The 13436-nt window shown below is 66.2% G+C and carries 12 protein-coding genes; 9 read left to right on the top strand and 3 right to left on the bottom strand.

Annotation, left to right across the window (positions count from 1 at the left end; all coding sequences use genetic code 11):
• Window positions 1–2 precede the first annotated feature (2 nt).
• The 9 genes from AB0L63_RS32320 to AB0L63_RS32280 all read left to right on the top strand — a co-directional run bounded on the left by AB0L63_RS32320 (window position 3) and on the right by AB0L63_RS32280 (window position 9014).
• Window positions 3–1091: a PEP/pyruvate-binding domain-containing protein gene (locus AB0L63_RS32320; protein WP_364508844.1), complete on the top strand. Its 1089-nt coding sequence runs from the start codon at window positions 3–5 to the stop codon at window positions 1089–1091.
• Between the two features lie 20 nt (window positions 1092–1111).
• Complete coding sequence (locus tag AB0L63_RS32315) at window positions 1112–2929, top strand: PEP-utilizing enzyme (RefSeq protein WP_364508842.1); 1818 nt, start codon at window positions 1112–1114, stop codon at window positions 2927–2929.
• 4 nt (window positions 2930–2933) lie between these two features.
• A complete protein-coding gene (locus AB0L63_RS32310) occupies window positions 2934–3695 on the top strand; it encodes an SDR family oxidoreductase (RefSeq protein WP_364508839.1) in 762 nt (253 codons plus the stop codon).
• An 18-nt stretch (window positions 3696–3713) separates the two neighbouring features.
• The gene (locus AB0L63_RS32305) at window positions 3714–4034 is read left to right on the top strand and encodes a 2Fe-2S iron-sulfur cluster-binding protein (RefSeq protein WP_364508836.1); all 321 of its coding nucleotides are present in this window, start codon (window positions 3714–3716) and stop codon (window positions 4032–4034) included.
• A 6-nt stretch (window positions 4035–4040) separates the two neighbouring features.
• Window positions 4041–5309, top strand: a complete 1269-nt coding sequence (locus tag AB0L63_RS32300) for an FAD-dependent oxidoreductase (protein ID WP_364508833.1) — start codon at window positions 4041–4043, stop codon at window positions 5307–5309.
• A 12-nt stretch (window positions 5310–5321) separates the two neighbouring features.
• The gene (locus AB0L63_RS32295) at window positions 5322–5993 is read left to right on the top strand and encodes an HD domain-containing protein (RefSeq protein WP_364508831.1); all 672 of its coding nucleotides are present in this window, start codon (window positions 5322–5324) and stop codon (window positions 5991–5993) included.
• Window positions 5990–7477: an aldehyde dehydrogenase family protein gene (locus tag AB0L63_RS32290; RefSeq protein ID WP_364508828.1), complete on the top strand. Its 1488-nt coding sequence runs from the start codon at window positions 5990–5992 to the stop codon at window positions 7475–7477. Before AB0L63_RS32295 ends, AB0L63_RS32290 begins: the two co-directional genes overlap by 4 nt.
• 199 nt (window positions 7478–7676) lie before the next feature.
• The gene (locus AB0L63_RS32285) at window positions 7677–7817 is read left to right on the top strand and encodes a hypothetical protein (protein ID WP_364508825.1); all 141 of its coding nucleotides are present in this window, start codon (window positions 7677–7679) and stop codon (window positions 7815–7817) included.
• 498 nt (window positions 7818–8315) lie between these two features.
• Complete coding sequence (locus tag AB0L63_RS32280; RefSeq protein WP_364508823.1) at window positions 8316–9014, top strand: hypothetical protein; 699 nt, start codon at window positions 8316–8318, stop codon at window positions 9012–9014.
• 222 nt (window positions 9015–9236) lie between these two features.
• On the opposite strand, the gene AB0L63_RS32275 is transcribed toward AB0L63_RS32280, so the two are convergent.
• The 3 genes from AB0L63_RS32275 to AB0L63_RS32265 are packed head-to-tail and all read right to left on the bottom strand — an operon-like array spanning window position 9237 to window position 13337.
• Entirely contained in the window at window positions 9237–10214 is a 978-nt protein-coding gene (locus AB0L63_RS32275; protein ID WP_364508816.1) for an AraC family transcriptional regulator, read from the bottom strand.
• Window positions 10207–11232, bottom strand: a complete 1026-nt coding sequence (locus AB0L63_RS32270) for an XdhC family protein (protein WP_364508813.1) — start codon at window positions 11230–11232, stop codon at window positions 10207–10209. Before AB0L63_RS32270 ends, AB0L63_RS32275 begins: the two co-directional genes overlap by 8 nt.
• Window positions 11229–13337, bottom strand: a complete 2109-nt coding sequence (locus AB0L63_RS32265) for a xanthine dehydrogenase family protein molybdopterin-binding subunit (protein WP_364508810.1) — start codon at window positions 13335–13337, stop codon at window positions 11229–11231. The genes AB0L63_RS32270 and AB0L63_RS32265 overlap by 4 nt, the downstream gene beginning before the upstream one ends.
• Window positions 13338–13436 lie beyond the last annotated feature (99 nt).

Here is a 13436-nt window from a genome sequence, read left to right as displayed (position 1 = left end):
CTGTGAACGACTACATCGTCTTCTTCGACAGCGGCCACGAGCCTGCCCTCGAACTGCTCGGCGGCAAGTGCGCCTCGCTGGTCTCGATGACCACAGCGGGCATGCCCGTTCCACCCGGATTCGCCGTCACCACCGCCGCTTTCGACCACTTCGTCGATGGCACCGGCCTGCGGGAGGAGATCCGTACCAAGCTGGCCGAGATCGACCCGGACGACGTCGCATGCGTCGAGCGCGTCTCGGGGCAGATCCGCGCGGCCATCGAGGCCCGCGAGGTGCCCGAAGACATGCGGGGCACGGTCCGCGCCGCCTACGACCAGCTCATGTCGCGCTTCGCCGACGAGGTGCCGGTCGCCGTCCGTTCCTCCGCGACTGCCGAGGACCTGCCCGACGCCAGTTTCGCCGGCCAGCAGGACACCTACTTGTGGCTCACGGGCTACGACAGTGTGCATGAGCACCTGCGCCGTTGCTGGGCTTCCCTCTATACCAGCCGCGCCATCATCTACCGCCTGCGCAATGGGATCTCCGAAGCAGACCTGTCGATGGCTGTCGCGGTACAGAAGATGGTCAACGCCCGCGCCGCCGGCGTCGCCATGACCCTCGACCCCGCCAACGGCGACCGCTCCAAGATCGTCGTCGATGCCTCGTGGGGCGTCGGGGAAATGGTGGTGTCGGGTCAGGTGACACCGGACAATATCCTGCTCGACAAGGTCATGCTGACGGTCGTGCGCCAGCACATCGGCGACAAGCACGTCGAACTCGTGCCCGATCCCGCCACCGGCTCGCTCGTCGAGCGCGATGTCGCGGCAGATCGCCGCGCCATGCGCTGCCTCACCGACGACCAACTGCTCGCCGTCGCCGCCATGGCCAAGCGTGCTGAGAAGCACTACCGCTGCCCGCAGGACATCGAATGGGCGCTCGACGCCGATCTGCCAGACGGCGAGAACCTCCTGCTGCTGCAGTCGCGCCCGGAGACGGTGCACTCGGCAAACCCTACGACGGCGGCCTTGGCGAAGGCCGCCGCCCCGAAGCCCACTGCCCTGGGCATGACCAGCTTCTCCTTCACCGGCCTCGCCGCTCTCAGCGAGCGCTGAACTCTCGCAAAGGAACCCGAATGACCACCGAGCAGACAATGAAGTCTTTCCCGAAGCCCTCCGAGATCGAGGTGCCTGCCGGGGCGGAGGGCTGGGAGCAGCTCTACCCGTACAACCTCGTCTTCGACAACGCCCCCGGTGGCGACGAAAAGTTCTGGTTCTGTGACAGCCAGCACTGGCCCACGGTCTTCAAGCCCTTCGAGACCATCGGCGGCGAGTTCGCGGTCAAATGCCTCGGCCAGTACAACACCAGGCACCTGCTGATCCCACCGGCCAACGGTATCGAGTTCAAGATCCACCTCGGCTACTTGTATATGAGCCCCGTCGCCGTGCCCGACGACCAGATCGCCGCCCGTGTACCGGAATTCGAGCGTCGCGCCGGACACTACTTCCAGAACTGGGACAGCCTGCTCGAGGCCTGGCACGCCAAGGTACGCGCCACCATCGACGAGATGGAGGAGCTCGAGTTCGCCGCGCTGCCCGATGCCGTGCCTTTCGACGACATCGTCTCCGGCAAGGCCATGGACGGCTCTCAAGTGCTGATGGAGAACTACGACCGCCTCATCGCCCTGCTCTATCGCAACTGGCAGTACCACTTCGAGTTCCTCAACCTCGGCTACCTGGCCTACCTCGAATTCTTCGGCTTCTGCAAAGAAGCCTTCCCCGGCATCCCCGACCAGGCCATCGCCAAGATGGTGCAGGGCGTGGATATGGAGCTGTTCCGCCCCGACGACGAGCTGAAGAATCTCGCGACCAGGGCGGTGGGAATGGGCCTGCAGGCCGCCTTCGCGAACACCGACGACGTGGAGGGCACCCTGCGCGCAGTCCGCGAGGCAGGCGGCGAGGAATGGCTGACCGCCTACGAGTCCGCGCAGGACCCCTGGTTCAACTTCACCGTCGGAAACGGCTTCTACGGCCACGACAAGTACTGGAAAGAACACCAGGAGATCCCGCTTGGCTACATCAAGGACTACATCCGCCGCCTCGACCAGGGCCAGGACATCGTGCGCCCGGTCGAGGAGCTGAGCGCCGAGAAGGAACGGATCGTCGAGGAGTACCGCGACCTGCTCGACGGCGAGCTGCGCGAGCAGTTCGATGCCAAGCTTGCCCTGGCCGTCACCGCCTACCCCTACGTCGAGAACCACAACTTCTACATCGAGCACTGGACGATGGGTGTGTTCTGGCGCAAGGTCCGCGAGCTGGCCCGGGTCTTCACTGACGCAGGTTTCTGGTTCGACCCCGCCGACATGCTGTACCTCAACCGCAACGAGGTTCGCGACGCGATCTTCGACCTGGTCACCGGCTGGGCGGTCGGCGCGGAGTCCACCGGCCCGCACTACTGGCCCGCCGAGATCGAGCGCCGCCGCGGCATCATCGACGCGCTGAACACCCGCCGCCCGCAGCCCGCCCTGAACACGCCGCCCGCCGAGATCACCGAACCATTCACGATGATGCTCTACGGCATCACCACCGAGCAGGTGCAGCAGTGGCTGGCCGGCGAGGTGAACGAGGATGGCGCGATCACCGGTATGGCTGCCTCGCCCGGCATCGTGGAGGGCATCGCACGCGTGGTCACCTCTGCCGATCACCTCTCCGAGGTGCAGGAAGGTGAGATCCTCGTCGCCACAATCACCGCGCCCTCATGGGGCCCGATCTTCGGCAAGATCAAGGCGACCGTCACCGATATCGGCGGCATGATGAGCCACGCCGCCATCGTCTGCCGCGAATACGCTCTGCCCGCCGTCACCGGGACCGGCTCGGCGTCCACCGTGATCCGCACCGGCCAGCGCATCCGTGTCGATGGCAACACCGGCCGCGTCGAGATCCTGGAGAGCTGAGCCCATGTCGACCACCGAACACCAGGCCGCCCGCACCGTACTCGTCACCGGCGCGGCGGGCGGCCTAGGCCGGGCCTTCGCCCTTGGCTTCGCCGACCGAGGCTATCGGGTCGCGGTTGCCGACCTCGACGCCGACGGCGCAGCCGAGACCGCCCGCCTGATCGAGAAGATCGGCGTCGACGCCTGGCACGGCCGAGTCGACGTTACCGATCCGCACGCCACCGTCGAACTCGCCTCCCAGGTTGCCGGATTCGGCGGCGGCAGGATCGACGTACTGGTCAACAACGCCGCCGTCTACGGCACGGTCACCCGCTCCCCGCTCGAGGACATCGACCCCGCCGAATGGGATGTGGTGATGGCGGTCAATCTCAAGGGTCCATGGCTGATGACCCGCGCGGTCAGCCCGCACATGCCCGAGGGCGGCCGCGTCGTCAACCTGTCATCGGCCACCGTTTACAGCGGCTCGGAGCAGTGGGCCCACTATGTGGCCTCCAAGGGCGGCGTCATCGCTCTGACTCGAGTGATGGCCAAGGAACTCGGACGCCGCGGCATCACCGTCAACGCCATCGCGCCCGGCTTCACCCTCACCGAGGCCAGTCGCGGCCTGATGGACGACGCAGAGTCCTACGGTGTCGACCGCGGTGCGCTGCGGCGCTCCAGCCAGCCCGAAGACATAGTCGGCGCCGCCCTCTACTTCGCCGGCACCGACAGCGGCTTCGTCACCGGACAAACTCTGGTCGTCGACGGCGGCCGCCAGTTCATCTGAGACCGTAGGAGGAACAACATGCCCCAGGTCACCTACACCGACCACACCGGCCAGTCCCGCACCATCGACGCCACCGTCGGCGACTCCGTCATGGAGACCGCCGTGCGCAACGGCGTCCCCGGCATCGTCGCCGAATGCGGCGGTTCGCTGTCCTGCGCCACCTGCCACGTCTACGTCGACCGGGCCGACGCCGACGATTTGCCGCCCATGGGCGAGATGGAGGACGAGATGCTCTGGGGAACAGCCGAGGACCGGCGCGAGTGTTCCCGTCTGTCCTGCCAGCTCAGGGTCACTGAGGGCCGCGACCTACATGTGACCACCCCGACGACCCAGGTGTGATCCGGAATGAATCACGGACTGCTGATCATCGGCTCCTCCCAGGCAGGAGTCGCGCTGGCCACCTCGCTGCGCGCCCTCGGCTACGACGACCCGATCACCCTGCTCGGCGACGAGAACCATCGCCCCTACCAGCGCCCCGCCCTGTCCAAGGAGTGGCTGCAGGGCGAGATCACCAACGAGTCGTTGATGTTTCGTTCCCGGGAGTATTGGGCCGAGCACCGCATCGACGTTGTCAAGAACGAACGGATCATCCGTATCGACAAGCGTGACAACGGTTTCGGCGTTGCCTACTCCATGTCCGGTGCGGAATTCCCGTTCGACCGCCTCGCCTTGGCCGTCGGCGCGCGCCCCCGCAGGCTGTTGCTCGACGGCGTCGACCTTCCCGGCGTGCTGTATCTGCGCAACGCCGATGACGCCCTCGAACTCAAGGCCCGCGTCCCCGACGTGCACAACGTCGTCGTGATCGGCGGCGGGTTCATCGGCATCGAGGCCGCGGCGTCGCTGAACGCCATGGGCCGCAACGTCACCCTGCTCGAGGCCGCTCCGCGCCTGGTCGCCCGCGCCGTCGGTGAACAGATCTCGGCCTACCTACTCGATCATCACCGTGCCACCGGTATCGAGATCGTGCTCGACGCCGCCGTCCGCCGCATCGTGCCCCGCGGTGACCGCGTCGGCGGCGTCGAACTCGCCGACGGCCGCGTGGTGCCAGCCGACCTGGTACTTGTCGGCGTGGGAGTCATCCCCAACACCGAACTCGCCGAATCCATCGGCTTGGACTGCGATAACGGCGTCCGCGTCGACGCCACCGCGCTGGCCTCCGACGGCATCACCGTTGCCGTTGGCGACTGCGCCAACCTGCCCAACCCTCTACCCGGCACCCCTGCAGGAGACCGCGTCCGCTTCGAAAGCGTCAACCACGCCATCGAGCAGGCAAAGGTCGCCGCCTACGCCATTACCGGCCGCCGCGAGGAATATGCGGGCATCCCTTGGTTCTGGTCGAACCAGGGCAAGATCAAACTGCAGATCGCCGGCCTGTCCTCCGGCCACGACCGCACCGTCGTCCGCTCGGACCCCGAGCACGGCAAGTTCTCGGTGCTCTACTACCGCGGCGATCACATCCTGGCCGCCGACTGCATCAACCATCCACTGGACTTCTTGGCGGTCCGCACTGCCCTCGCCAAGGGCCAATCCATCCCGTATGCCGCCGCCGCCGACCCATCCGTCCAGCTCAAGTCAGTGACGGTCGATCCATCGACCCTGGTCGCGGCCGACTGAGAAGGGGAACCCATGCCCACCGCCCTGCCTGCCGAGCGCCCGATTGCCGCCCCAGGCCCCATCGACACCTCGCCCATCACCCTGACGCCTCCCCTCGGCGTAGACCTCGATCCCGTGTGGAAAGCCGTCGTCCCCGAGACCCGCGCCCGCTCGAACGACATCCACCTGCCCATCTCGCTCGCCTACGCCGAGCGTCTCTGCAACGCCTTCCCACACGCCGATCGCCAACTGGTGCGCATAGCGATCCAGTTGCACGACACCGGCTGGGGCCGCGTCGACGAGGAACGTATCCTCTCCGAAGGTTTCTCCGGCGAATGGCGCAAGGCCGAGATCCGTTTCGAGCACGAACGCCAAGGCTGCCTCATTGCCCGCGAGGTGCTGCCGCCGCTGGGCTACTGCCACGAATTCGTAGAGCAGGTCTGCGCCATCATCGACGGCCACGACACCCGCCTCGAAGCCCATACGCTGGAAGACGCCCTCGTCCGCGACGCCGATCGGCTCTGGCGCTTCGACCATGCCGGCATCGCGCTTGCCTCCGGCTGGTTCCACATGGACCCCGCCCATTACACCGACCGGCTCGAAGCCCAGATCATCCCCGAGTTGTCGACCGAACCCGCGATCGCCATGGCGACCGCCGACCTCGAGCGCTCTCGGGCGCTGTTGAAGACGGCGGTAATCCGTTGAGCACCACACACATTCAGCCGGTACATGATCGACCGCAGCCGCGCTGGACCTACGTCGAGGACTATTACCGCGACGGGGCTTGGACGCCATCGACAAGCGCGGCCCGAGTGCCCCTCGCCGATCCCGCCACCGGCAGGGAGTGGGGGGCGGCCCCCGACTGCTCGCCGGAGGATGTCGACGCCGCACTGTGCGCCGCCGATCGTGCGTTTCGTCGTGGCCCGTGGCCCCGGACCACCCCGTCCGAGCGCGCCGCGTTGCTATTGCGCATTGCCGACGAGGTAGAGGCGAGTGCCACCGAGATGGCCGTCGTCAACACGCTCGAAAACGGGTCGCCCATCACCGAGACCCGCAGTGCGGCAGCCAATGCGGCGGCCATCTTCAGACACGTCGCTGGGCTCGCTTCGTGGCTCGAATCCGAAGACGTCCGCCCCTTCCCGGTAGGTCTGTCGGAGACCGTCGTCCGCAAAGACCCCGTGGGGCCCTGCGTGCTGATCGCACCGTGGAACTTTCCGATCAATCTCATGGTCGTCAAACTCGCTCCCGCCCTGCTCGCCGGCTGCACGGTCGTCATGAAGCCCGCACCGAGCACGTCATTGTCCATCCGGTTCATCGTCGAGGCCTGCGCTGCCGCGGGGGTTCCAGCCGGGGTGATCAATCTGGTCACCGGCGGAGGGGCAGTCGGCGACCGGCTCGTTCGCCATCGGCTGACCGACAAAGTCGCGTTCACCGGGTCGACGCCCGTGGGCCGACGGATCGCCGCCACATGCGGTGAATTGCTCCGGCCGGTCACCCTCGAACTCGGCGGCAAGTCGTCCGCGATCGTCTTGCCCGATGCCGACCTCGAGCAATTCTCGGCTGTGCTGATCCGCACCTGCCTACGCAACACCGGTCAGACCTGCTACATCTCCACCAGGATTCTCGCACCATCGTCGCGGTACGACGAAGTGGTCGATGTGGTGACACGGACCGTCGCCGCAGCTCCACAAGGTGATCCGTTCGACGAGCGCTCTGTCTTCGGGCCGATGGCTTCGGAGGCTCAATTCGACATCGTCCGTGGCTATCTCGAATCCGCTCATAAGGAAGGGGCTCGCGCGACCATCGGTGGTCGGCCCGCGCCCAGCCATGGCGGATGGTTCATCGAGCCGACCGTCTTCGCCGACGTCACTCCGGAGATGCGGATCGCGCGGGAGGAGATCTTCGGGCCCGTCATCAGTGTCCTGCGGTACGACACCGTTGACGAGGCCGTCGCATTGGCCAACGATACGGCGTTCGGACTGGGCGGTGTTGTGTTCTCCTCCGACCCTGTTGCCGCACAGGAGGTTGCAGAACGGATGGACACCGGCTCCGTGGGAGTGAACTTCTTCGCGTCCAACCACAATGCGCCCTTCGGTGGGCGCCACGACTCCGGACTCGGGGTCGAGTACGGGATCGAAGGCTTGTCGCAATACCTCACCTACAAATCGATCCATCGCCGCGCGGATTGAGAAGAAACACAATGGATTACGGGCGTGAACCCAGCGACGTGAGCAATTCGTTCATTCCATCCTGTCTACGCGCCGGCTAGCTCGAGTCTTAACCTGTGCGCAACCGATCGTCGACCGCGACGCACTGATAAACAATGCCGGTGTTGCCGGTCCCTGACCAAGCCAGCAGCCCGGATCGGTCGAACTCGACATAGTCCGTATGGTGTTCGCCACCAACGTCTTCGGCATTGTCGCCGTCACCGAAACAATGCTGCCGCTGCGCAGCGGCAGCCGTCGCAATCAGAAACCGCCGCAGCCCGTCAGTCCCCAGGAGTTCGAGTTGTCTCATGATCACCGCTAGGTCCGCCTATAGATAGTAATCGGCTTCGATCACCGGTCGCCTGCCCGAGAACCGCGGGTCGTTCCCGTTCCCATGTCCGGTGTGCTCGACCGGGGGCACGAACCTGCGGCAACCGGACCAGAACCGTCACGCCACCGCTATTTCCCGATGACCAGCAGTTTTCGGTGTTGCAGGAGGTTGGCGTACTGGCCGATACCCCCTCCGGACACAGTAAAACAGCAGGTCAGGGGCGTAATCGCGAGATTGCGCCCCTTCTGCGTCCACACTGCGGTCCACACACAGAGAATCTGAGGGGATTCGGCCTGACGCAAGGACCATGCCATGGCTACAACTCCCCGCGTGCGTGTGCGCAAGGACGGCACCACCTACATCCAAGTGCGATACCGCGTGACCCGCGACGGTAAGACCGTCCAATCCTCGCAATCGTTCGACGACCACGGCGCCGCGATCCGGTGGGCAAAGCTGCTCGACCGCGTCGGCCCGGCCGAGGCCGAGCGGGTGCTCGCCGCCCAGCTCGCCTCAGCGCCGGACGTGATCATGCTGACGCCGTGGCTTCGCCGCTACGTCGACCTACTCGGCGAGCGCGTCGAGGAAGAGACCAAGCGCAAGTACCGGCGAATGATCGACCACGACATCACGCCGTTTTTCAACGGCAACTTTCTGCCGGTCGACGCGGTCACGCCTGACATGGATGTTGCGTGGGTCGAATGGCTCGCAACTGAACTCGGCAACGCTCCGAAAACCATCGCGAACAAACACGGGTTGCTGTGCTCGGCGATGGGCGCCGCGGCTCGCCGTCGCCCGACGCCGCTCATCGCATGGAATCCGTGCGCGGAAACCAGGTTGCCCAAGCGGATAGCGCGCGAGGTCGACCACCTCAGCGAGGACGAGTTCGAGCTTGTCGACGAGCTGCTCGCAGCTCGCTGGCGGGCCTGGTGGGAATTCGGCGTGATGTCGATGGCCAGGCCCGGCGAGCAAGGCGCGCTCACTGTCGGCGACATCAATCGACACACGGGCGCGGTGTCGATCACGAAGGCGTGGAAGTGGGCCAATGGCAGGCTCAAGCTGGGCGACCCGAAATCGGCGCGCGGTATCCGCACGACGTTCGTTCCGCTCGAGACAGTAGCGCGCCTCGACCTCGACCGCGACGCCAGCGAGCAACTGTTCCTGTCGCACACTGGTCGGCGGGTGACCTAGATCCGGTTCTGGGATGAGGGATGGGCGCCGATGATGGTACGGCTGCGTGCGTTGGCCGCTGGCGACTCGGCCCCGTTCACTGGCCGAAGTAGCTGGGAGGGTCTGCCTTACGACGTTCTGCGGGAGCGGTACGGCCGCCTGGCTAAGCGGCTGGTCGGCAAGAAGCTCTTTCGGTAACTGTGGACAAGGCGGCGCAACCAACACAGCGAATGGGATCGGCCGCTAGGCGGTCGCGCCCGAGGCAGAGGTGTCTTGGAACCGTCTGGCGTCCTGACTTGGGGGTGCACCGAACTGGCGTCGATATTCGCGACTGAACTGGGAGGGGCTCGTGTAGCCGACGCGGCGGCTGACGCCGGTGATGTCGGTGGGGTCGGCGATGAGCATCAGGCGGGCCTCGTGCAGGCGAATGTGTTTCTGGAACTGGATCGGACTCATGGCGGTGACGGTCTGGAAGCTGCGGTGGAAGGCGGAGGTGCTCATTGCCGCTCGGTCGGCGAGATCCTCGACCCTGAATTGCTGTCGGTAGTGCTGCTTTATCCATCGGATGGCACGGGCGATGTGGTTCAGATTGCTATCGGGCGTGCCGAATTGTCTGATCATGGCGCCTTGTTCGCCGGTGATCAATCTCCAGAGGATCTCTCGTTTGATCAGGGGCGCGAGGATTGCGATGTCACCAGGGCGGTCGAGAAGCCGCAACAGCCGCAGTACGGCGTCGAGCAGTTCGGCGTCCGCACTGCTGACCGCAAGCCCCGGCGGCGTCACCTCTCCGAGGTCGGGCAGGCTGTTCGGCGGTGCTTGCAGAAGGGTCTCGACGATCTCCGAAGGGTGCAGGGTGAGGCCGACACCGAGACCAGGGCAGCCGGGAGAGGCTTCGATGAAGCGGCTGACCACGGGAAGATCGAGCGAGGCGACGAGGTATTGCCCGGCGCGGTGCTCATACATCCGCTCGCCTAGCACGAACCGCTTGGTGCCCTGCCCGACCAGGGCGAAAACCCGGCCGTAGGTCACCTGTCGCGGTAGCTGAGGCTCGGTCGCCTTGAAGATCAGTACATCGTCGATCGCGGTGGTCAGGTCTGCGCGGGCGTGGCGATCCATCAGATCGCACAGCTCTTCGAGGGCTCGGACCCGCTCGGAGATCGCTTCGGGGCAGCACTGCGAGTCGAGATCGCCGGAGACGAGATCGATGTGGCGTTCAGACATGGGCAGCCTCGGGGAGAGTGTGGATAGGTCGGTCACCGTGGCGGAGTGGCCCGCCTACCCGCCCATTCTCGGTGGCGACAATCTCGGCGAGTATGGAAACGGCTGTTTCGGCGAGTGTGATTCCGCCCAGGTCGAGGCCGGCAGGGCCGCGCAACCGTTGCGACTCAACGGATCTCGTGAGCCGCCGTAGGCGCTGTGCGTGGGTGGCTCGACTCCCGAGGGCCGCGACGTACCTCGCCCTGCCCGCGAGTGCCGCTTCGAGGGCGCGATCGTCGATGCGCGGGTCATGACTCACAGTGACGAGCGCGTCCTGCGCATCGAGCGGATGAGCGGTCAGCCACTCATCCGCCCAGGCGCGCACGAGCGTCGCCGTGGACGGAAACGCCCGGGACCCCAGATGGCCCGGCCGCGGATCCAGGACGACGACGGCAAAGTGCATCGCCTGCGCCAGCTCGGCCATGATCGCCGCGAGATCGGTGGCACCGACCAGAACGAGCTTGCGCCGACGTCCGATCATTTCGGTGAAAGCCGGAGCAGCGCAGTCGGAACTGCCCGGTCGGGAGGAGACCGCCCAGGTGTAGGGAGAACGCAATTCGATCCGGATCGCCAATTGTGTGTCATGTGCCAGCGCGAGGGTGATCGCGGAGTGCACGGCGGCGGGCGGCGCCGGAGTGATCAGCACGCGCAACTCCCCGGAGCAGGCCGGTCCCTGTTCCCAGGGCAGGAGGTGCTCTGCCGGAAGGACCGATAGGATGCGTGCGGGACTGTCTCCCCCGAGCACTTCGCGGGCCGCGTCCAGGACGAAACCCTCGACACAGCCGCCCGACAGCGATCCGCGCCAGGTCCCGTCCGCGGCGACCGCCATGGTGGCACCGATCGGGCGTGCTCCGGGACCGTCCCGCCCCACCAGCCTCGCCAGCACGACCGAGTTGCCCGCCCGGCGGTGCGCATCGACGAAAGGCCATATCTCGCGCAGCATCTGGGAGTTCTCCTCGAATGGCATTGTCTGATCCGTCATCTGGTCGTGGTCTCCAGGACGCGATCCAGTCGCAGCGGGAGTGCCCGATGGCGTGCCCCGGTCGCGTGCCAGACGGCGTTGGCGATTGCGGCGGCGGTGCCGACATTGCCGATCTCCCCGGCGCCCTTGACGCCCATCGGAATACCCGGCTCGTAGTCGGGCACGAAATCGGCTTCGATATCGGGGACGTCCGCGTGCGCGGCGATGTGGTAGCCGGCGAAATCCGCGTTGACCTGCCTGCCGGTGCGCGGATCGCGGACGCCCTCTTCGTGCAATGCCATCGACAGGCCACCGATCATCCCGCCGATGAGCTGACTGCGCGCCAGTAGCGGGTTGACCACGCGGCCGATGGCGAACATGCCCAACAGTCTGCGCACGCGGATCTCACCGGTCGCGGGATCTACCACGACTTCGGCGAAAACGGCGCTGTAAGCGTGGCGTTCGCTGTCGGCCAGCGCGCCGAGCAGCTGTGTGGTGTCGGCGGTAGCGGTGACCGGATTCGTCGCATCGGTCGGTTGTTCGCGCAGCCGGGCGGCGGCCTCGGCGACCGCCCAAGTCCACGACGTCGTGCCTCGGGAGCCGCCCGCGCTCCACGCCGGACCGAGGTCGCTGTCCGCCATCCGAAGTGGCCGGATCCGCTCGATCTCGACTCCCAGGGCATCTGCCGCGATCGCCGTGAGCGCGGTGCGCGCGCCGGTGCCTATATCCGAGGCCCCAATGCTCACCGTGAAGGTACCGTCGATCTCGGCGGTGATCGAAGCGGAAGATGGGAAGGCGCCGACACTGAAACTCGTTGCGGCCACGCCAGTTCCGAGGAGCAGACCACCCTCGCGCCGGACTCGCGGCCGATGGTCGCGCGTGGCCCAGCCGAAGCGCCGCGCTCCTTCGCGTAGGCACATGGCGACCTCGCGGCTGCTGAACGGCAAGCCGGAGACCGGCCCGGCGGTCGGTTCATTGCGCAGGCGGAGTTCGATCGGGTCCAGTCCGAGTCGCTCGGCGACCTCGTCGACCGCGCACTCCAGGGCGAACGATCCAGGTGCCGCACCGGGTGCTCGCATCGAATAGGGCGGCACCGTATCGACGGGCACCGCCGTCAGGCTGGTGTGAATCGCGTTGGCGTTGTACAGAGTCTTGGTGAGCTCTGTGCAGCCCTCGATGTATTCCACCAGCGGGGAGATCGCGAACGCGGCCTCGTGCTGGATTGCCCGGAACCGCCCGTCCAGGTCCGCTCCGATTCGCACCCGCTGGTCCGTCGGTGGCCGAATGGTCGTGGTCAGAAAGACATCGTTGCGGCTGAGCGTGACGCGCACCGGCCGCCCGATCCTGGTGGCCGCCATGACCGCGAGGATCAGTTGCGGACCACACAGGCCCTTGGACCCGAACCCGCCGCCGACGTGCTCGGCTTTGATGTGCACCCGTTTCATGTCCAGGTCGAACAGCGCGGACAGCGCATTGGCGACGGTCCACGGGCCTTGATTCGAATCGACGGCGTACAGGTCCACGCCGTCCCACCAAGCGGTCGCCGAGTGCGGTTCCATTGCGCTGCAATGCTCTTCGGGCGTTCGATACCGTTCGTCCACCACGACAGCCGATTTCGCGAGCTCGGTATCGAGGTCGCCGCGATTCGCCTCCGGACCGAACAGGTCCAGCGCCGGGCGTGCGGCCGGGTGATCGGCGGAGAAGGCGGTATCGTGTGGTTCCTCGAGGTAGTCGATAGGCAGTTCGGCCACCGCACGCTGTGCCTGCTCCCAGGTCTCGGCGACGACGAGGGCGACCGGCCGTCCGGCATAGGGCACCTCGTCGCTTTGCAGCAGTTGCAGACTCCCGTCCGGTCCGAAGAACGAGCCGGCCTCAGGGTTGAGGCGGGGAGCGTTGGTGTGATCAATGACATCGAGGACGCCGGGCATGTCTCGTACCGCCGAGATGTCGATGTGCCGAATGCGCCCGCGCGCCACCGGCGAAGTCACCAAGCAGCCGAAGGCCAAGTCCCTCACCGATTCATCGGCGGCGTAGCGGACGTACCCGGTGACCTTGCCCGGACCCTCGAGGCGTGAGCGGGCGACACCGACCGCGCCGGAACCTCGGCGTGGGGGAATCGTGTTCATAGCTGTTCCCTAAGTTTGTAGTGTCTGGGGTTGATGCCCTGGATGCCCAGGGCGGTGGGGTGTAGCTGATGACTGTTTGCCTCTGTTGTGGCTCGGGAG

The sequence above is a fragment of the Nocardia sp. NPDC051990 genome (assembly GCF_040680755.1).
GTDB lineage: Bacteria > Actinomycetota > Actinomycetes > Mycobacteriales > Mycobacteriaceae > Nocardia.
This window is presented reverse-complemented; position numbering and strand designations above follow the sequence as displayed.

Excerpts from the sequence above, each read along its gene's own strand:
- AB0L63_RS32315 (WP_364508842.1), top strand. The coding sequence starts at position 1,112 with ATGACCACCGAGCAGACAATGAAGTCTTTCCCGAAGCCCTCCGAGATC.
- AB0L63_RS32310 (WP_364508839.1), top strand. The coding sequence starts at position 2,934 with ATGTCGACCACCGAACACCAGGCCGCCCGCACCGTACTCGTCACCGGC.
- AB0L63_RS32305 (WP_364508836.1), top strand. The coding sequence starts at position 3,714 with ATGCCCCAGGTCACCTACACCGACCACACCGGCCAGTCCCGCACCATC.
- AB0L63_RS32300 (WP_364508833.1), top strand. The coding sequence starts at position 4,041 with ATGAATCACGGACTGCTGATCATCGGCTCCTCCCAGGCAGGAGTCGCG.
- AB0L63_RS32295 (WP_364508831.1), top strand. The coding sequence starts at position 5,322 with ATGCCCACCGCCCTGCCTGCCGAGCGCCCGATTGCCGCCCCAGGCCCC.
- AB0L63_RS32285 (WP_364508825.1), top strand. The coding sequence starts at position 7,677 with ATGGTGTTCGCCACCAACGTCTTCGGCATTGTCGCCGTCACCGAAACA.
- AB0L63_RS32275 (WP_364508816.1), bottom strand. The coding sequence starts at position 10,214 with ATGTCTGAACGCCACATCGATCTCGTCTCCGGCGATCTCGACTCGCAG.
- AB0L63_RS32270 (WP_364508813.1), bottom strand. The coding sequence starts at position 11,232 with ATGACGGATCAGACAATGCCATTCGAGGAGAACTCCCAGATGCTGCGC.
- AB0L63_RS32265 (WP_364508810.1), bottom strand. The coding sequence starts at position 13,337 with ATGAACACGATTCCCCCACGCCGAGGTTCCGGCGCGGTCGGTGTCGCC.